This window comes from Segatella intestinalis, from assembly GCF_029348455.1.
Taxonomy (GTDB): domain Bacteria; phylum Bacteroidota; class Bacteroidia; order Bacteroidales; family Bacteroidaceae; genus Prevotella.
Map to the genome: position 1 here is coordinate 38,516 of NZ_JARJVV010000016.1, position 19,960 is coordinate 58,475.

15 protein-coding genes are annotated in these 19,960 nt (G+C 45.9%); 4 read left to right on the plus strand and 11 right to left on the minus strand.

Annotation, left to right across the window (positions count from 1 at the left end; translation table 11 throughout):
- Positions 1-114: 114 nt before the first annotated feature.
- From P3T48_RS11275 to bamG, 3 genes are all read right to left on the minus strand, one after another.
- Complete coding sequence (locus tag P3T48_RS11275) at positions 115-1,386, minus strand: hemolysin family protein (protein ID WP_276506754.1); 1,272 nt, start codon at positions 1,384-1,386, stop codon at positions 115-117.
- A gap of 27 nt (positions 1,387-1,413) precedes the next feature.
- Positions 1,414-2,073 (minus strand): LptA/OstA family protein, encoded by a 660-nt coding sequence (locus P3T48_RS11280; protein ID WP_022252795.1) that lies wholly within the window; start codon positions 2,071-2,073, stop codon positions 1,414-1,416.
- Between the two features lie 360 nt (positions 2,074-2,433).
- Positions 2,434-3,717: a BamG family beta-barrel-assembly machinery protein gene (bamG, locus tag P3T48_RS11285; RefSeq protein ID WP_276506755.1), complete on the minus strand. Its 1,284-nt coding sequence runs from the start codon at positions 3,715-3,717 to the stop codon at positions 2,434-2,436.
- A gap of 141 nt (positions 3,718-3,858) precedes the next feature.
- Between bamG and P3T48_RS11290 the strand changes: the two genes are divergently transcribed.
- From P3T48_RS11290 to feoB, 4 genes are all read left to right on the plus strand, one after another.
- The gene (locus P3T48_RS11290) at positions 3,859-5,097 is read left to right on the plus strand and encodes an Lnb N-terminal periplasmic domain-containing protein (protein WP_276506756.1); all 1,239 of its coding nucleotides are present in this window, start codon (positions 3,859-3,861) and stop codon (positions 5,095-5,097) included.
- Between the two features lie 77 nt (positions 5,098-5,174).
- Positions 5,175-5,528, plus strand: a complete 354-nt coding sequence (locus tag P3T48_RS11295; RefSeq protein ID WP_276506757.1) for a hypothetical protein — start codon at positions 5,175-5,177, stop codon at positions 5,526-5,528.
- A 103-nt stretch (positions 5,529-5,631) separates the two neighbouring features.
- Positions 5,632-8,988: a preprotein translocase subunit SecA gene (secA, locus tag P3T48_RS11300; protein ID WP_276506758.1), complete on the plus strand. Its 3,357-nt coding sequence runs from the start codon at positions 5,632-5,634 to the stop codon at positions 8,986-8,988.
- Positions 8,989-9,235: 247 nt separating this feature from the next.
- The gene (gene feoB, locus P3T48_RS11305; RefSeq protein WP_276506759.1) at positions 9,236-11,731 is read left to right on the plus strand and encodes a ferrous iron transport protein B; all 2,496 of its coding nucleotides are present in this window, start codon (positions 9,236-9,238) and stop codon (positions 11,729-11,731) included.
- Between the two features lie 361 nt (positions 11,732-12,092).
- On the opposite strand, the gene P3T48_RS11310 is transcribed toward feoB, so the two are convergent.
- From P3T48_RS11310 to P3T48_RS11345, 8 genes are all read right to left on the minus strand, one after another.
- Positions 12,093-12,365 carry a hypothetical protein gene (locus P3T48_RS11310; protein WP_276506760.1) on the minus strand — a complete coding sequence of 91 codons (273 nt, stop codon included), beginning with the start codon at positions 12,363-12,365 and terminating at the stop codon, positions 12,093-12,095.
- A 131-nt stretch (positions 12,366-12,496) separates the two neighbouring features.
- Positions 12,497-13,039, minus strand: a complete 543-nt coding sequence (locus P3T48_RS11315; protein WP_276506761.1) for a murein L,D-transpeptidase catalytic domain-containing protein — start codon at positions 13,037-13,039, stop codon at positions 12,497-12,499.
- A 202-nt stretch (positions 13,040-13,241) separates the two neighbouring features.
- Complete coding sequence (locus tag P3T48_RS11320) at positions 13,242-14,024, minus strand: glycoside hydrolase family 25 protein (protein WP_276506762.1); 783 nt, start codon at positions 14,022-14,024, stop codon at positions 13,242-13,244.
- Between the two features lie 326 nt (positions 14,025-14,350).
- Positions 14,351-15,019 (minus strand): caspase family protein, encoded by a 669-nt coding sequence (locus tag P3T48_RS11325; protein WP_276506763.1) that lies wholly within the window; start codon positions 15,017-15,019, stop codon positions 14,351-14,353.
- 111 nt (positions 15,020-15,130) lie between these two features.
- Entirely contained in the window at positions 15,131-16,744 is a 1,614-nt protein-coding gene (locus P3T48_RS11330; RefSeq protein WP_276506764.1) for a serine/threonine-protein kinase, read from the minus strand.
- Positions 16,745-16,750: 6 nt separating this feature from the next.
- Complete coding sequence (locus tag P3T48_RS11335) at positions 16,751-17,311, minus strand: hypothetical protein (RefSeq protein ID WP_276506765.1); 561 nt, start codon at positions 17,309-17,311, stop codon at positions 16,751-16,753.
- Between the two features lie 42 nt (positions 17,312-17,353).
- Positions 17,354-18,124 carry a DUF2971 domain-containing protein gene (locus P3T48_RS11340; RefSeq protein ID WP_276506766.1) on the minus strand — a complete coding sequence of 257 codons (771 nt, stop codon included), beginning with the start codon at positions 18,122-18,124 and terminating at the stop codon, positions 17,354-17,356.
- A 7-nt stretch (positions 18,125-18,131) separates the two neighbouring features.
- A complete protein-coding gene (locus P3T48_RS11345) occupies positions 18,132-19,955 on the minus strand; it encodes a bifunctional serine/threonine-protein kinase/formylglycine-generating enzyme family protein (RefSeq protein WP_276506767.1) in 1,824 nt (607 codons plus the stop codon).
- Positions 19,956-19,960 lie beyond the last annotated feature (5 nt).

Here is a 19,960-nt window from a genome sequence, read left to right on the forward strand (position 1 = left end):
ATACAAAGAAAATCGCAAATAAGGGAATTTTTTACTATGTTTTTTAGCCTTATCAAGCAAAAACTGCAATTTTTATAAATAAAAAAAGCACTTGTTGGCTTAAACAAGTGCTTTTTACTGCAACAAATGCAGACGTACCAACTCTATCTTGCGGGATGTGGACTTGATGATTTTGAACTCATACTTACCGAACTTGATGATTTCGTTCAGCTTTGGGAAACTCTGATATTCGTGCAGAATCAAGCCACCCACAGTCATATATTCATCACTCTCGGGAAGATCAAGATCAAAGAGTTCGTTCACCTTGTCTATCTCCAAGCGTGCCGACAGCAGATAATCACCGTCCTCGGTCTTTTTGGCAACATACTTGGACGAGTCGTGCTCGTCTTCTATATCGCCGAAGATTTCCTCCACAATGTCTTCCAGGCTCACAAGTCCGCTGGTTCCACCAAACTCGTCAACCACTACGCCCAACGACTTCTTCTGTTGCAGGAAAATCTGCATCAGCTTCTGTGCCTGCATGGTTTCGGGCACAAAAGGCATTTTGCGCACATGGTCTTGCCATCGGGCAGGATTGCGGAAGAGTTCAGAGCTGTGGATATAGCCAACGATATGGTCAATATCCTCTTCGTAGACAATGATTTTAGAGTTTCCGCTCTCAATGAATTTCTGGCGGAGCTCATCGAGCGAGGCATCGGTCTCTACGGCCTGAATTTCGGTTCGCGGCACCATGCAGTCGCGCACCTTTGTGTCGGAGAAGTCGAGTGCATTCTGGAAGATCTTCACCTCGTCATCAATATCGGAGTCTTTCTCTGCATTATCGATACTCGACTGCACCAGATAGTCGAGGTCAACCTTCGAGAAGCCTTCGTCCTCAGCCTCCTTGTCCATCTTCACTCCCACCAATCTCAAAAGGATTCTGCTCAGGAAAGTGCTGAACACACTGATGGGCCACAGCAGGACATAACAAACATAGGCCATGGGGCTAAAGAAGTTCAACAGTCGGTTGGGGTTCGCCTTAAAAAGGGTCTTGGGCAAGAACTCGCCCGTAAAAAGCACGATGATGGTCGAGAGAATGGTATCAGCAGGCACAGTGAAAGCCGCATCCATACCATGAAAAATTGTATTGTCGAACAATCGCGCTATCAGTATGCCATACACCACAAGAGCGATATTGTTGCCCACGAGCATGGTGCTGACAAAGCCGTTGGGATGGTTATAGAAGAGCGAGACCAATCGCTGGGTCACCCCGTTCTTGTTCTTGTCCTTATCCATCTCGGCAAGCATTCGGTTGGAAGACACAAAGGCTATCTCCATGCCACTGAAAAAGGCAGAGAACAAGAGCGTAACCAATATGCCTATCACAAGATTTATTCCTACTTCCATATATTTTTGTCTGTTTCTGTCATGACATTAGTGCATCAGAGGGATGGTAGTAGCACGCTGCGGAGTGGCTCTCTGTCGAAGGTTTCCCTTCACCGAGTCAGGCTGCGAGCGCAAGGTATCGCTTGCTCCCGATCCTGTCATGTCGCTCTTCTCGAAACTACCCTTCGAGTTGCTCACATAATAACGCGTCATCTTCTCGTCGCTCCAGAAGTGCGTGCCCTGCAAGGTACGCTCAGGCGTGATGAGTTTACTGAACACATGGCTCGACAGTTCGTGCTTATTCTCATCCCATGTAAGTTGCTCGCTCATAAAGCGCAAGCCGTCCTTGGTGAGAATTCTCACACGACCATAGAGTTTCCATATTCTGAGCTGGTCAAAATAATAAGCCGTGTCGCACTGTATATAACTGTTGATATGAAACTTGTCGTCGAACTGCTCCAGGAGTATGCCTTTGTCAAAAATCCATTGCGACGGATGCTTGTTGACATTCACCTCCCATCGCTCAGTAACAATGCGATACTTGATGACGCCAGAGTCGCTGATGAGTGTGTTGACACCATAAGAAGTCATCATTGCCACGGAGTCGCGTGCCCTGATGGCAGGAGCCGTATGCTCCACCTGCTCCTGACATGCAGCCATCAGCAGGAGAGCGATAAGTCCATATATAAAATGCCTTGTTCTATACATTAATAATATATAAATAATTCAAGTTTCGCCGGAGGGGAGTCTTATTCGGGAGTTTTTCTAAGGAATTTTTCTAAGGAGCTTTTTTAAGGAGTTAAGGAGTTAAAGGAGTTAAGACAACAGCTTGTTTGCTTGACAATCAAACAATAAAACATTTATACTCAAAACTTCTCGCAATTTCCAAAACTTCACTCGTTTTTCAAAACTTCTCGAAAGTTTTCCAAACCTTTCTCACTTCAGCAAATTCCTCTCACTTCAGAAAACGGTCTGATACATCTCTCATCTAACTTCGAGGCTTCCTGAAGTTTCCCGAACATTCCGAATTTTCCGAAAACAGCATTCAGCACAGAAATTCCGTACTGTTTACTGCATCTTCCACTTCTTGAACCAATCCTCGTTGAAGGTGAAGCCTATGTTGATGCGGAAAATATTCTCCTTGATAAGGTCCTTGGCAGAGCGTTTCACCCACTGACCGCTGATATTGAGGAATGAACGGCTGTTGTAGGAGTTGACGATAGGAATACCGAAACCGGCACTTACCGCAAATTCCTTGGGTCCGTCCTGTCCATTGATTTTCACGTAAGGAGTGGTGTAGCTCACACCGGCACGATACTGTACTCTCTGCAAGAAACGGCGGCTGTACTCACCATAGCAGTACTGTGCACCGAGGTTGATCTTATGACGGTTGCTGTAGCAGCCGTCCTTCAGCACATAGTTTCTTCCGTCGAAGACAGGCGCCTTGAGGTCTTCCCACATCTGTAGAGTGTAGTCGAGACCCACTTTCCACTGTGCCGCATGATTCCACATCAATCCTGCTCCCACCATGTGAGGCAGTTCAAAAGCCTTGTCAATAGAAAAGGATGTGGTGTCGAGCGAGCCATCCATAGCATTTGTCTTCACCTGATACATATCGGCGCTGGCACCTAAATTATGCTTGGGCGAATAGGTAAGACCCAGTGTCACCCAGTCCTTCTTCGACACACGCTGCGTATACTGCACACCGAAGTCGAGCTTATAGCTTCCCACTCTTGCCGAATAGTTGCGCGAGAGCGAGTTGATATACGAATTGCTGTAGCTGTTGGTGACGGTACGGTTGTACTTGCCCCACAGGTAAGAGATGTTGGCACCCACCGACAGTCCCTTCACTGGCATGTAGCCCAAACCCACGTAAGCCTGATGGAATCCCTCATCACCCTCATAGGTATTGGTGTAATAATCTTCCTTGGTTTCTTCGTTCACCCATCCCGACACAGAATAGTTATAGCCCACGTTGGAGAAAGGCAGGATACCGAAACTCACACCCATGTGGCGGAAAGCACGGAAAGCAGCAACCACATAGTCCAAGTTGGCATTCTTGGCGTTCTTCTTCACGCCGTTCTCATTGAAATTGCTGATCTGACCCGAGATGCCGGCATCGAAAAGGAATGTCAGCGAGTCGACCGAAGAATAAGAAGCCGGGTTGATATAATTTACCTGATTGTGCTCATGAAAGCCAAGTCCCACTCCATTCATACCTGCATTGAAACCAGAAGTCTGGTCGGACAATAAGCCCAACCCCCACTGACTGTATGGAGAATTCATGCCGCTCTGGGCATTCACTGCCAGAGCCAAGCTCATCATGAGAGCCGCCAAAAATAGTTTTTTCATCCTATGATAATTGTTCAAAATTATATTCAGAGTGCAAAAGTATTGAAAAAAATCGAGATAAAAGAAGGAAAATCCAAAATAATAAGGTATTTTTGCATCGTGAAACGTTTTAAATATAATTTTAGGTGCATTTTTGCCGTTTTGTTAATCATTTTAACGACTAAGGCTTCTGCACAACAGACGGAAGCACCCCAATGGGTCGACTCCGTGAATATTTCACTCCTGACCTGCGGACCGGGACAGGAGGTTTGGTCGTATTATGGACACACCGCTCTTCGCATAGAAGACCGTGCCCATGGCAATGACGTGGCTGTCAACTGGGGCATGTTCTCCTTCAACCAGGACTTTTTTGTGCCGCGCTTCGTCTTCGGGCTCACCGACTATCAGTTAGGCATCATCCCCATGGATCGTTTCATGGCGGAGTATTCCTACGAAGGCAGATGGGTAAGACAACAGCGCCTTGCCCTGACACGAAACGAGAAATGGAACATCCTTACTGCCGTGGAGAAGAACAACCAGGAGGAGAACCGCACCTACCGCTACAACTTCTTCTATGACAACTGCACCACACGTGCACGCAACATGATCATCAACCACTTGGCGACCAACAGCACCAACTTCGAGATCAAAACGACCCTCTCCACCTATCGTGAGGAGATTCACCGCCTGAACGCCCATCACCGTTGGGCACGCTTCGGAAACGACCTGCTCCTGGGCTTCCGAGCCGACCGTGCAATAAACAAACAGGAATGGGAGTTCCTGCCCGACAACCTCTCCATGGACTTCGCAGTGGAAGCCCGTAAGGACACAGCCCAGCAGCCTATTCCGTCGACAACAGTTTATCCACAAGAACCAAGATACATCAAACTGGTAGACAGCACCTTCTATCTCATTTCACCCAAGGAAGTAGTGATGGCTGCAGATGCAGACAAGGAGAACTCTCAGACAGGAACTACTATAGCCGACGTCATCTCTCCTTTCATGGTAGCGACAGGCATCTTGGTGATTGTTATCCTGCTCAGCCTCACGGAATGGCGCAGAAAGAAGAATTTCTGGTGGATTGACACAGCCCTGCTCGTACTTACCGGACTGCCAGGACTGATTCTCCTTGCCATGGTGTTCTCGCAACACCCCACCGTGCAGATCAATTTCCAGACACTCATCCTCAACCCGCTGAACCTCATCTTCGTATGGAGCGTCACCAAGAAGATGCGTCAGCATCGTGTGCACTGGTATTACAACGTATGGGCAGCACTCATCGTCGTGGCACTTTTCCTGCAGATATGGCAGGACTACGCTGAGGGCATGGTCATTTTGGCATTATCTTTGCTCGTAAGAGTTGCAGTGAAGTCAACTCAACTCGACTTGCGAAGAAAATAGACTTCACGAAGAAATCAACCTCTCAAAGGAAAATCATCAACACGAAGCCAACAAAGCTTCATAACAAAAAAAATAGAATGGTAAACAGATATATCACCGCCCTCTTGGTTGTCCTTGCGGCAACAGGCATGGAAGCGCAGACCTATCAGCAGGCACTGAGGTTTGCGCTCACCGATATATCCTACGATGAGTTCATCCAGCAGCCCGAGGCCAAAGCGCTCGAAGAAGACATTCTGAGCGTCATCAAGGCCATCAAGGAAGCATCCGAAGACCATCAAAAAGTACAACATCATTTCCCGTCGGCAATACAGAAAGCCGACACTTCTGCCAATCTGACAGAATCCAATCCTTATATTTGTTTTACTCCCCCCACAGAGCCCAAATATCAGGCTCCATACGGAAGTATTGTTATTCGCGGACCCGATTTTTAACATTTATCACCCAAAACGTTGCTGATTTACAGATATTATTTGTACCTTTGCAACCCTGAAAACAATAAAAATCAACGAATAATAATAAAAAACAATATATAAAATGAACTTTAACAAATTTCTGCAGTCATTGTTCGGCAACAAGTCTTCCCGCGACATGAAGCTCATCCAGCCTATCGTGGAGAAAGTAAAGGCCGAGTATCCTAACATCAAGGCCCTGAGCAATGACCAGCTTCGTGCAAAAACCAAGGAAATACAGCAGCATGTACAGAACGCCGGCAAGGCTCAGAGAGAGAAGATTGCTGAGCTGAAAGCCACTATCGAAGACACACCTATCGACCAGCGTGAAGATATCTTCAACCAGATAGACAAGTTGGAGAAAGAGGCACTCGACAACTACGAGGTTGCCCTCAACGAGGTGCTGCCTACAGCTTTCAGCATCGTGAAAGATACAGCCCGCCGATTCGCCGAGAACGAGGAGACTGTAGTCACAGCTACTGAGTTCGACCGCGAGCTGGCAGCCAATCCTGCCAACGACTTCATCACCATCGATGGCGACAATGCCATCTACCACAACCACTGGACAGCAGGCGGAAACGACCTGAAGTGGGAAATGGTTCACTACGACGTACAGCTCTTCGGTGGTACGGTGCTGCACCAGGGTAAGATTGCCGAGATGGCTACGGGTGAAGGTAAGACCCTCGTCGCTACACTGCCTGTGTTCCTCAACGCCCTCACTGGCAACGGTGTGCACGTGGTTACCGTGAACGACTATCTGGCCAAGCGTGACTCCGAGTGGATGGGCCCACTCTATATGTTCAACGGACTCTCTGTCGACTGTATCGACAAGCACCGTCCCAACTCCGACGCTCGTCGCAAGGCTTACATGGCCGACATCACCTTCGGTACCAACAACGAGTTTGGTTTCGACTACCTGCGCGACAACATGGCGACAAGTCCAGCCGACCTCGTACAGCGTCAGCACAACTACGCCATCGTCGATGAGGTCGACTCCGTGTTGATCGACGATGCCCGTACACCTCTTATTATATCAGGTCCTATTCCTAAGGGCGATGACCAGATGTTCGAGCAGTATCAGCCATTGGTAGAGCGCCTGTACGAGGTACAGCGCAAGCAGGCTACTGAGCTGCTCGCCGAGGCAAAGCAGAAGATTGGCGAAGGCACCAAGAACAAGGACGCCAAGATGCTCGAGGACGGATTCCTCGCCCTCTACCGTTCCTACAAGGCACTGCCTAAGAACAAGCCTCTCATCAAGTACCTCTCTGAAGAAGGTATCAAGGCAGGCATGCTCAAGACTGAGGAATACTACATGGCCAACAACAACCGTGAGATGCCAAAGGCCGTGGCTCCACTATACTTCGTCGTAGACGAGAAACTCAACTCTGCCGACCTCACCGACAAGGGAACCGAATGGCTCGCCAAGCAGGTGAACGACCGTGAGCTCTTCGTGCTGCCCGACATCGCCACAGAGATGAGCCAGCTCGAGGCACGCACCGACATCAGCGACCAGGAGCGCCTCGACATCAAGGACGAGATGATGGCTCACTACGGCGTACAGAGCGAGCGCGTTCACACCTTGCAGCAGCTCCTGAAGGCCTACACCATGTTCAACAAGGACGACGAATACGTCGTGATGGACGGCGAGGTGAAGATTGTCGACGAGCAGACAGGCCGTATCATGGAAGGCCGACGCTGGAGCGACGGCTTGCACCAGGCTATCGAGGCCAAGGAGCATGTCAAGGTAGAGGCTGCCACACAGACCTTTGCCACCATCACCCTGCAGAACTACTTCCGTATGTACCACAAGCTTTCGGGTATGACAGGTACTGCCAGCACCGAGGCCGGTGAGTTCTGGGACATCTATAAGCTCGACGTGGTAGAGATTCCTACCAACCGCCCAATCGCACGCCACGACCTCGACGACCGTGTCTACAAGACAGCCCGCGAGAAGTATCGTGCCGTTATCGACGAGATCGAGGAGATGCGCAATGCCGGTCGCCCAGTCTTGGTAGGTACAACATCTGTTGAGATTTCAGAATTGCTGAGCAAGATGCTCAAGATGCGCAATATTCCTCACAATGTGCTCAATGCCAAGCTCCACCAGCAGGAGGCTCAGATCGTAGCCGAGGCAGGACGCTCTACCAACGGCAAGGGTGCTGTCACAATCGCCACCAACATGGCAGGTCGTGGTACTGATATCAAGCTCACCCCAGAGGTGAAGGCAGCAGGCGGTCTTGCCATCATTGGTACCGAGCGCCATGAGAGCCGCCGTGTAGACCGCCAGTTGCGTGGTCGTGCCGGTCGTCAGGGCGACCCAGGCTCTTCTGTCTTCTATGTATCTTTGGAGGACAAACTGATGCGTCTCTTCGCCTCTGAGCGTATTGCCAAGGTGATGGACCGCTTGGGCTTCGAGGACGGCGAGCGTATCGAGAGTCCAATGATCAGCAAGAGCATCGAGCGTGCACAGCGCAAGGTGGAGGAGAACAACTTCGGTATCCGTAAGCACCTCCTGGAGTACGACGACGTGATGAACAAGCAGCGTACCGTGATCTACGAGAAGCGCCGCCACGCCTTGATGGGCGAGCGTATCGGTATGGACATCACCAACGTCATCTGGGACCGCGTGCTCTATATCATCAACAACAACGACTACGAGGGCGCCAAGGAGGACTTCCTCAAGATCCTGGCCATGGAGATTCCATTCACTGCCGAGGAGTTTGAGGGGATACAGCGTGAGGAACTTTGCGAGCGTGCCTTCCAGGAGGCCATGGCAAGCTTCAAGCGCAAGACCGAGCGCATCCAGGCCACAGCATGGCCTATCATCCAGCAGGTGTACGAGAACCAGGGCGCTATGTACGAGCGCATCATGGTGCCTATCACCGACGGCAAGCGCATGTACAACATTCCTTGCAACCTCAAGGAGGCTTACGACACCGAGGCCAAGAGCGTGGTAAAGCAGTGGGAGAAAGTCATCATGCTCCATATCATCGACGACGACTGGAAGGAGAACCTGCGCCAGCTCGACGAGTTGCGCCACTCTGTACAGAACGCCAGCTACGAGCAGAAAGACCCATTGCTCATCTTCAAGCTTGAGAGTGTGAAGCTCTGGGACTCTATGATTAACGAGATGAACGACCGCATCGCCAGCATTCTGATGCGCGGACAGATTCCTGTCATGGAGCAGGAACAGCCCGTACAGGAGGCTGCACCCGAGCAACGCCCACAGCAGAACTACGTAGAGCAGAAGGTGGACATCGACGCTGAGCGCGAGCGTGCCGAGCGTGCCGCACAGCAGGCTGCTGCCCATCACGACACACGCGAGGGCGCACAGCAGGTCAACCACACTCCTTACCGTGCAGAGCGCATGCCTCGCCCCAACGATCCATGTCCTTGCGGCAGCGGCAAGAAGTTCAAGAACTGCCACGGCAGAAACCTGTAACTCAACTTTCGCAAATAAGGAAGTCAGAGAACTTACTAAAGTTCTATAATCATAAATAATGAGAAAATACCTATATTTGATGACAGGCTCATCATTTATAGGTATTTTTTTCGCGTTAATAAGGCATCAATATACAGTTGCCGAGATATTTTTGTATTTTTGCAGTTCAAACGACACAACACGACGTGGCACACTGTTTGCATGCCACGCACGATAACAGAAAAAAGAAGAAAAGGAGATAAAAAATATGAAATTATCCGAACTCAACACAGGCGAAAGCGGCGTCATCGTCAAGGTTTCAGGACACGGTGGCTTCCGCAAAAGAATCATCGAGATGGGATTCATCAAGGGCAAGAAGGTGGACGTACTGCTCAATGCCCCACTGCAAGACCCTGTAAAGTACAAAATCATGGGCTACGAGGTGTCGTTGAGACACAGCGAGGCTGACCACATTGAGGTGGTTTCGGTCAACGAGGCCAAGAAAGACAAACAGCTCAAACACGCTGACGAGGAAGAACGCGAACAGGTCATCAACTCGCAGGCTGTCGACTCTGAGGACTCCGACGAGCAGGCACTGGGCGACAAGATGCTCGTGGCTGAACAGGAGGCCGACCGTCTGCACCATGTCATCAACGTGGCGCTCATCGGCAACCCCAACTGCGGAAAGACTTCCCTCTTCAACTTCGCCTCGGGCGCACACGAGCGTGTGGGCAACTACAGCGGTGTCACCGTCGACGCCAAGGTGGGCGAAGCCGAATACAACGGCTATCACTTCAACCTTGTCGACCTGCCTGGTACCTATTCGCTCTCAGCCTACTCGCCCGAGGAACTCTATGTGCGCAAGCAGCTCATCGAGCACACACCCGATATCGTCATCAACGTCATCGACACCAGCAACCTGGAGCGCAACCTCTATCTCACCACTCAGCTCATCGATATGCACATCCGCATGGTGTGCGCTCTCAATATGTTCGACGAGACCGAGAAACGAGGCGACAACATCGACTACGACAAGTTGGGCGAACTCTTCGGAATACCTATGGTTCCTACCGTCTTCAAGAACGGCAGAGGCGTAGACCAACTCTTCGACACCATCATCGAAATGTACGAGGGACGCGAAGGCTCCAATGCCCACTATCGCCACATCCACATCAACCACGGACACGAGATAGAACACGGCATCGAGCACATACAGGAATATCTGAAGGCCGATGACAGCATCCGCCAGCGCTACTCCACCCGATATCTCTCCATCAAACTACTCGAGAACGACAAGCATGCCGAGGAATATGTGAGCCACCTCAAGTCGGCAAAGGAAATCTTCGCCGCACGCGACGAGGCTGCACGACGCGTCAAGGAGGAAACCATGGAAGACAGCGAGACTGCCATCATGGACGCCAAGTACGGCTTCATACACGGAGCCTTGCAGGAGGCTGGCTACGAAACGGGAAAGGCCAAAGACACCTATCAGGTGACGCATCTCATCGACCGCATCCTTACCAACAAATACGTGGGATTTCCCATCTTCGTACTGCTCCTGTTCATTATGTTCTCAGCCACCTTCGTCCTGGGCGAGGTGCCTAAGGGATGGATTGAGGACGGAGTGGCTTGGTTGGGAACAGTCATCAGCACCAGCATGCCCGACGGACCGGTGAAAGACATGCTCGTCGATGGAGTCATCGGAGGCGTGGGAGCCGTCATCGTCTTCCTGCCGCAGATTCTCATCCTCTACTTCTTCATCTCCTACATGGAGGACTCTGGCTATATGGCACGTGCTGCCTTCATCATGGACAAGTTGATGCACAAGATGGGACTTCACGGCAAGTCGTTCATCCCACTCATCATGGGCTTTGGCTGCAATGTGCCAGCCGTCATGGCGACGCGCACCATCGAGAGCCATCGCTCGCGACTCATCACCATGCTCATCCTGCCGCTGATGAGCTGTTCGGCGCGTCTGCCTATCTACATCATGGTGATAGGAACCTTCTTCGCCCTGCAGTATCGCTCGCTCATCATGGTGTCGCTCTATCTCATCGGCATCCTGCTTGCCGTCATACTGAGCCGCGTGCTCTCCAGCTTCGTCATCAAGGGCGAGGATACGCCTTTCGTCATGGAGTTGCCACCCTACCGATTCCCAACCTGGAAAGCCATAGGCCGACACACCTGGGAGAAAGGCAAGCAGTACCTGAAGAAGATGGGTGGAATCATCCTCGTGGCAAGCATCATCGTGTGGGCGCTGGGATACTTCCCCCACAACGAAGAGTTGGAACAGCAACAACAGCAGGAACAGAGCTACATCGGAAGAATAGGCAAGACCATTGAGCCTGTCTTCACACCTCAGGGCTTCGACTGGAAACTCGACGTAGGACTCATCTCTGGCGTGGGAGCCAAGGAAATCGTGGCGTCCACCATGGGCGTGCTCTACAGCAACAACGACAGCTTTGGCGACGACAGCGACTACAACGACGAGGACGGCAAATACGAGGTACTGAAGAAGCAGATGACTGCCGACCTGCAGAAGACCTACGGCTACAGTGATGCCGAGGCTGCCCACAAAGCGAGTCTCACCGCCTATTGCTTCCTCCTCTTCGTACTGATCTACTTCCCCTGCATAGCCACCATCGCGGCTATCAAGGGCGAGACGGGCAGTTGGAAATGGGCTGGTTTTGCCGCTGGCTACACCACGCTATTAGCATGGGTAATATCAGCTCTGGTCTTCCAGATAGGAAATTTATTTATATAAAATAAAAACATACCCCCTGCCCCAAAACTCTGCTTGCCGACGTATGAATTTATGCGTGGGCACGCAGGATTTTTTGCGTGGGCACGCAAAAACAAAAGCCCTTAGACCTCATCATGGAAGTCTAACGGCTTTTTTCATTGCGCTCGTTTGCATTATCTTTGTCTGCAAATTGTAAGAATATCATATGGAATATCTGACGCTAACAAATAGCACCGAAATCATTAGGATTGCTTCCGAGGACATTGTTTTCATCAAAAGTGATGGAAACTATTCCGACATACACCTATCCAATGGCAAAGCGGAGAACGTAACTTACCAACTGTATGAAATATCGGAATAAAGAACAATTCAAAAAGGTAAACTACTTTTTCCAATATTTTTCAGCCATAGGCTGCAACCTTTCATTTATTACTTCCATAACAGTCCCGAAATCAAGCATTTCTTTCCATTGTATCTTTTTCAGAAATACTTTCCAACGTGCCATACGTGCTGCGTCTGTCGCAAAACTTTCTGTAAACAACTGCAATTCGGGATTGTATGTAAGACCGCGATTGTCAAAAGTCGCCTTGATAGCATCGTATAAGGTGTCATCAGACAATTTCCCAAAGGCTTTAACTCTATGACATAACCCCATGGAGGATCAGCAGGGAGGCTGTCTCCCATTCCCTCATTGCCATGACTCTGATTTCCATTGGAACAACCTGCTAAAAACAGGATTAAGATTCCAACTATAAACAACAATAACTTCTTCATAGAATATTCTTTTTATTTGTATTTTGCATAAATCAATACCGGTCTTCTCCTAGAAGATTCTTTGTATATCTGCATCACTTTCTCTACGCAGCTCCTTGATACAGTAAAGCAACCACGGCTCTCTGTTCCCAGCGGAATATACTTCTTTTCACCGGAGAATCTTGTCACCTTGCCAGCAGAATGGATCAGGATGCCACGGGCTTCTGCCAGATAATTGCTCTTGTCGAGCCCTCGAAGGCGAACGCAGTTCTTGAACTTCATTCCACCTTTTCCTATCATGACATATCTTCCAAGACTCGTGCATCCACTTCCTGGGTTATTGCTGAACTTTGGTTGGGCAGCCGTATTTCCTTTACCGCTTCCATGCATGCAATAGCTGCTCATCAGTCTTTTGCCACGCTGCAAGTCGTAGATAAAGAATCTCTTCTTGCCAGATGGCTTGGAGAAATCCACCAGAATGTAGTAATCCGTACTGTATCCCCGTCTGTCGCAATAATCCCTTACTTGCGTCAGATTCTCACAATCCACCTGATGATACCACTCTTTAGCATCCATCGTATTCTTAAAAAACGGTTTTGTGAACCTATTATAAATAGGTGGAACGAAAAGAACACCGATGACAAGCAGAACAAGTATTCCCAATATAATCAATAACTTCTTCATAATAATGCAAAAGTAGAAAAAATAAGCAAGTAATGATGCTATCCATACGTGGATTGTATCAAATACTCGCTTATGTGTATGAAATCATCAATGCCTATAGCATCAAATCCTTGATGGTTGTACCATTCATGAATCTGCTTAAATCTACCCTTTCTCCAATACCATGCAAATGTCCGGTTTCTGAATACTGCCAGATATTGCACTTTCCTCTGCCGTCAATAGAGGGTTGTCGGGAGTTATAATTAGCGATGAAGAGATAATAGCGATTGAACTTCGCCCCCATCTCCTTATTATAGAAGCTCTCGTTGCTATAGATGATAGGATACTTGCCATAGTGTTTCTTCACTAAATCAGCAAACACCTGTATGCTATCCTGCAGCTGTCGTCCCTTCCATCTTCCCTGGATGCCTTTCTCCTCCACATCCAATACTGGAATCAAGTCCTGCTCACTCTTCTTCACCATCTTTTGGAAATCCCGGAACTGAGCAGTTACTGAAGAGCCGGCAGACATCAGATGATAAGATCCTACCTTCAACCCATATTTACGAGCCAGTCTGATATTTCGACGATAATGTCGATCCACATATCCCTTACCATGTGTAGCTCTGATATAAACGAACTTGATTCGCTTGTTCTTCGCTATTTCCTTCCACTTGATAACTCCATTGTGTTTCGACACATCAATGCCGTCATACCCGCCACGAGTATAAGGTTGCCCTTTCAATCTATCAACGAAGACATCAGAATAAGATGAAACGATGCCTAACCATCGCTTCACCTTATATGGCGACACCACATACATGATTCCCAGACCAATACCAGCCAAAACGACCAGGCTACCCAAGAAAATCAAAGTACATTTTAATCCTTTCTTCATTGTTTTATTGTTTCAATTTGTCTTCTATAATAAAGGTTATACAAACGAGCGCAATATAAGTGAACTTAAAATAACCTGCGTAGTTTGACTTATGCAAAGGTAATTGAAATATCTGATACTATAAGAAATCTATTGCTAAAATGTACGAAATGGCTTGCAGGTGTATGAAATTACAAAACGGATGCTTGATAAAACTCATCAAGCATCCGTTTTGCTGAAATTATCCACACATAACTGATTGTAAATCTAATCCTTTTCAAAAGAGACCTTCTACACGTTTACGTTAATACCATAATCTATATTTCAATTATTGACTCAAAGGTCTATCACCATTTTATTACAAGCATAGTCTCATTAAACTTGCCCCACATTACTGGATGTTGACGATTCCCAGATGCTTCTACTACTCCTTGATGCACGAAATTATAGATTTCCTTAGCCGTGATAACTCTATCCTTGTCTGTATCAGCACCACCTCGCAAGCCACGTTCCAAAAACACCGTAAACAGACTGTTCTTGAAACCTGTCTGTCTTGGAGTTTCTAAGGATTTCTCCGTTGAACGAGAAGAGAGAAAGAACATCACATTCTCTTTAGAATAGTTAGTATTCCTCTTATTCGTATTTCTCATTTTCCCTGCAAAGCAAGCATCCACGAAAATCATTTTCTGCTGAGCTTTACTCTGTCTCATGATGCTCAATACGGAAGAGTAATACAAAACTCCATCGTAACACACCAATCCACCAGGCACACCATGACCACTAAAGTATAGGATAATAGCATCTGATGGCGAAGCCTTGGCAAATGTATTACGCATTGCCGTACATACCTTTTTGATCGTAACGTCTGAATTGACAAAACAATCAACCGTAGCATTACCATTCTTGGTAAAGATACCCGATATGGTCTTGGCATCATTCGCACTTACCCGAAGGTCGTTTTGACGACCTGGATAATCGGCGATGCCCACGCTAACGATATAAGTTCTTGCTGGCAAAAACGAAATGCCAAACAAAGACATGACTATTATGGATAAAAATCGTTTCATAACAAACTCATTATTATTAGCGAGCAGAATGATAATAAACATTTCTGCCCGCTATTCTTGCTAATTACAAACAGGTCTTATTGAACGCAGAGTCAGAATTGGCTCATACGTTAAATCTGAATCTTCTTCATTAAAATAAAGATAATAGGCATTCACGTGATGAGCTTTGCTAGAACTCCAATAATATCCAAATGTATCTTTTCGATAGATGCCATAGTCACTCTTTCTTCCCGCACTAGGCAGAAAAATACTCTTACCAGAAGGCCCCGTAATCTTGCAACCAGTCGCACCATTATAAGTAGTCCAACTCCATCGACAGCGATCAATCAACTCCTTAAATTCTTTTCGAGTAGGTGTTCTCAATTTACCACCCGAAAGATTATAAGCTGCATCATATTGGGTACCTGATATTTCTATAATACTTGAGCCTCCATCAAGAGTATATCCATTCATACCATCACCCCATCTATAATACAAGCCGTATTCCTCTGGCTTCGTAGCTCCTAGATTACAACCACACCATTTTACACTAAGTCCAAGATCGACAACATCAGAAGTATCAATATTACTTTCTTGAACCATGTAATCGGTAATATACATCGTAGCCTCTTTATCTTCTTCTTTCAAGAATTTAGGCTTTGGAACATCTAGCGGTTGGGATGATACCTTTTCTTGCACACGTTCAACCACTTGCGGTTCAGAATCTTTTTTAATCACAGTTGGCATATATTGAGTCTCTTCAGATTGAACCTTCTCATTTTTTACATGAACAACCTGAACATTCTCCATACCCAGTGCATTCAAGAAATCCTCTATCTTATGATAGCGTTCCTTTCTTCTTGGTTGCATTGCCTTTTCAATAACTCGCTTCGTCTGCTCACTTATGCCCATCGGCAATTCCGGCAAGCCTTCATCAAAGACAGCAGTTGCCTCAGGAGGAGTTTGACCTGTCAACATCTTGAACATAGTAGCTCCCAAAGAATATATGTCTGTTTCTGGAGAGAACATTCCCAATCCTCCCACACGAGATTGCTCAATAGGTGCATAGCCTACGCTCACTCCAACAGGACTACTCGTAGTCTGTTCACCAGCTACATCATAGTTTTTTGACATACCAAAGTCTATCAAGACCACATCCCCATTCTGTCGCAACAAGACATTGCCAGGCTTCACATCCAAGTGGTTCATATTATGGGCATGGATATACTGCAAGGCAGATGCTATCTGTCTCGTATATTTCAAGGTTTCCTCTTCCGATAAAGAATCTTTCTTCTCTATCAAATCCGACAAAGAGCCACCATCGATGTACTCCATTACATAGTAGGCGGTACCATTCTCCTCAAACACATCCAACACCTTTATAATATAAGGGTGAGTCAACTTAGAGATATTCTTCGCTTCCTTGATAAACTTTAGGCGGAACTTCTCCACCAAATCCGCACTTCCTGTAGAAGGAACAGTAACCATTGATGATGCTTCATCACGATTACAGAGTTCCTTCATAAAGAATTCTTTGATTGTCACTTCGATTTCTGCATCAATCGTGCCCAAGGCACCTGCTACAGAAACCTTCTGCTTAGCCAAATAGGTGATTCCGAAACCACCTTGACCGAGCACTCGCTCAATTTTGTATTTGCCATTGCAGAGAATGGCGTTATTGCATAGTTGTTTCACAACTCCTTATTTTTTTACTGTCCATATTGGTATCTTATAACCAGGAAACAAATACTCCGCATTTATATAGGGAGCACTTAGGTATGGAACAAAAACAGTTTTTGGTGTATCGCTATTATATACTTGCCAAAAATATGCCGTCTTAGTATCTTTCAACTCAGCAAAAGTTTTATAACCATGCCCTTTAAATACAATTGAATTTCCATTAGGACCAAGTACTATATGAACATAATTATCGTCTTCATCGTATTTTATACTGATTTCACAATACTCTCGAAGTTCATCAACTTGCTCTTTTGTCGGAATATCATATTTCAGAGCTTCAGAATATGGTAAGAACAGCACCTCATCCCCATCTTTTACATAATCCGAAGCCCATAATGTTCCACTCGGAAGTCCTAAGTCAACAAACTCAGTCTCCTCCGATACGATCTCTTTAGCTACTTTATCGACACCATCTTGATAGCCTGCATTGTAACCTGCCATATAAGCATCTGCTACAACTTGGTTTAACGCTTCGGTAACCTTACCCTCAGCGTTTTCTTTTGCTTTACCTACAACATTCATTGTATATCAATTTTATAAGTCTGAACATTCATTATTCTAAATTCACAATTTACGCCTTGTAACAATACGAGAATCATAACCTATTGATTTGACATAATTCTGCACACGACATAGTTCCTCTTGCACAGTATTCGGACCAAGTTCTATACCTACCAATATTTCTTTTGGAAAAAGTATCTCAATCCCCATATCTTTTTTTTCAATTGGTCCTTCATTATTTTGAAAATAGAAATTTCCATTATTATAAGTTGCCGTAGATTCAACCAAATCAAGATGCACATGACGATATTCTTGCTCCTCTGCATATGGCTTCGTTTGCTTAATAGCTGAAACAAGAAAACGTAATCTGTCAAAATAATCCCAAGACTGCAAATCATCAATATTAATGTTGTCCATCAATTGTTTCTTTAGAAAACTTTTATTCTCTATATAAATACATGGCAAAGTTGCTTCTATAGCAGGAATATAGTCGCCATTTCCTTTAGGATTCAAATGATTGCATTTTTTCAAAAGTTCTTTATTAAAAATCAACTTTATCCCCTTACCTGCATCTGCATAGTTTTGCCACATGTATGAACTATTTTCGTCTAAACAGAAACTTATAAAGTATGGTTTCAACGTTAACACCTCTTCATCATAAGGCCAATTCTGTTCCTTACAAATTTCTTTAACAACATCCTTCGAACTATTCTTTATCCACAAGTAATCTTCTTTAGCATACTTGCGAAAGAATGCAGAATATAAATGAATTGCATCATTTCTTATAATACCTTCAATATTCTTTATTTTTGTATAATGATAAACTTTTTCCATATAAATTCTATTTTAACATTACAACTCGAAAGCCAAGACCAATTGTCTTTTTTCCAGGAACGTCATTGATACGTCCAGAAATACGAGAACAATCAATACCAACACCAACATCACTGCTACGTACTACTTTTTCTTTACCCTCTGAAGGACCGACTGGATCGACTTGAGGTACAGCAGAAAATTTAGCATACCAATCATAACACCATTCACAAACATTTCCAGTCATATCATACAAGCCTAATTCATTTGGCAACAACTTCCCTACAGGATGAGGATCATCCCATTCTCCTTTAAAATACCATGCTACATTATTAATATTATTCGAACCAGCATATATATACCCCTCACTTTTATTACCACCACGTGCTGCATATTCCCATTCTGCTTCTGTTGGCAATCTAAACACCCGATTTGATGCTTCCGACAATTTCTGTACGTATTTTTGACAATCATACCAACTTACACAATCAACAGGTGCATCATCGTTTTTATGATTTGATGGATTATTCCCCATCAAAGCCTTCCACTCTCGCTGAGTTACCTCATACTTTGAAATATAAAAATCAGAGACAGTAACACTATGGGCTGGTAAACTATTTAGATATTTTTCAACACCCTTATCTGTATCTCCCATACAAAAACTTCCACCTTCTACATAAACCATGTTTGCTACAATTTTATCAATGATTGTTTTTGTATAATTTACAGAATCTGTAGATTTTGCACTTTGAATACCTGTGAGTTGATTATGCCCATTAGATAAACTTATCATAAAGATAAAGACCAACACTATCAGTCCACTCCCTATAATTTTAAGCACTAAATATTTATTTTTATTATCTTTTAGTTTTTCCGTTGAAGTAACAAATATAGTCTTTTCATCAGCAGTAGCAGGATTAGCATAAGCAGTATCTTCTGAATTACTACAAGCCGTAGAAGAAAACTGTTGCTGAAAGTTACGAATATCCCCAACACACTGCGGTCTCTTCAATCTATTCACTTGCATCATCCAAACCACCAACTTCTTCATTTCATCAGAGACACCTGACATTGGGAGGGCAAGGTGCTTGTCCTCGGTCTCGTCTTCAGAAAGGTCATTAACTGATGGTGGGTCTTGATTGGTAAGCAACTTAAACAAAGTGGCACCAAGGGCATAGAAGTCTGTCCATGGACCAAACTTGTCATAACTCTGCGCCATCTGCTCGCTTGGCGCATAACCATTGGTATAGCTGATGCCTGTGCTCATCGTTGCACCACCAGCCGAGCTTTGTTGCTTGCTAGCACCAAAGTCTATAAGTTTCACCACATAATGGCTATCCACCATAATATTGGCAGGCTTGATGTCAAGATGGAACATACCTTCGTTATGGATTGCCTCAAGACCATCCAATATCTGATTCAAGTAATTGCGAACCTCAGACTCTGCCAAAGGTGCATTGGTACGCTTCAAACGTACAGATAGATTTTCCCCATCCACATAATCCATCACATAATACGCAGTACCATTCTCCTCGAAAAGGTCATAGACCTTTACAATATGAGGATTACTGAGACTACGGAGACGGCGAGCTTCTTTCTTGAACTTCTCTCGCTGTTGCTCAAAGCTATTGGTATTCTCGGCATTGCTTACACTAATAGTAGTGCTATTACCATCACGCTGACACACACCCTTTACAAAGAACTCTTTGATGGCATAAGTCTCATCAAACTCGATGTTCTTTGCTAAATAGGTGTTGCCGAAGCCACCAGATGATAAGTAGCTTTCTATCTTGTAAGTTCCGTGTAGGATGGTTCCTACTTGGAGCATATTTTGATTATTTAGTTCGTCCATTTTTT

Excerpts from the sequence above, each read along its gene's own strand:
- P3T48_RS11280 (WP_022252795.1), bottom strand. The coding sequence starts at position 2,073 with ATGTATAGAACAAGGCATTTTATATATGGACTTATCGCTCTCCTGCTG.
- P3T48_RS11345 (WP_276506767.1), bottom strand. The coding sequence starts at position 19,955 with ATGGACGAACTAAATAATCAAAATATGCTCCAAGTAGGAACCATCCTA.
- bamG (WP_276506755.1), bottom strand. The coding sequence starts at position 3,717 with ATGAAAAAACTATTTTTGGCGGCTCTCATGATGAGCTTGGCTCTGGCA.
- P3T48_RS11315 (WP_276506761.1), bottom strand. The coding sequence starts at position 13,039 with ATGGATGCTAAAGAGTGGTATCATCAGGTGGATTGTGAGAATCTGACG.
- P3T48_RS11310 (WP_276506760.1), bottom strand. The coding sequence starts at position 12,365 with ATGGGGTTATGTCATAGAGTTAAAGCCTTTGGGAAATTGTCTGATGAC.
- P3T48_RS11335 (WP_276506765.1), bottom strand. The coding sequence starts at position 17,311 with ATGAATGTTGTAGGTAAAGCAAAAGAAAACGCTGAGGGTAAGGTTACC.
- P3T48_RS11320 (WP_276506762.1), bottom strand. The coding sequence starts at position 14,024 with ATGAAGAAAGGATTAAAATGTACTTTGATTTTCTTGGGTAGCCTGGTC.
- secA (WP_276506758.1), top strand. The coding sequence starts at position 5,632 with ATGAACTTTAACAAATTTCTGCAGTCATTGTTCGGCAACAAGTCTTCC.
- P3T48_RS11295 (WP_276506757.1), top strand. The coding sequence starts at position 5,175 with ATGGTAAACAGATATATCACCGCCCTCTTGGTTGTCCTTGCGGCAACA.
- P3T48_RS11340 (WP_276506766.1), bottom strand. The coding sequence starts at position 18,124 with ATGGAAAAAGTTTATCATTATACAAAAATAAAGAATATTGAAGGTATT.
- P3T48_RS11275 (WP_276506754.1), bottom strand. The coding sequence starts at position 1,386 with ATGGAAGTAGGAATAAATCTTGTGATAGGCATATTGGTTACGCTCTTG.
- feoB (WP_276506759.1), top strand. The coding sequence starts at position 9,236 with ATGAAATTATCCGAACTCAACACAGGCGAAAGCGGCGTCATCGTCAAG.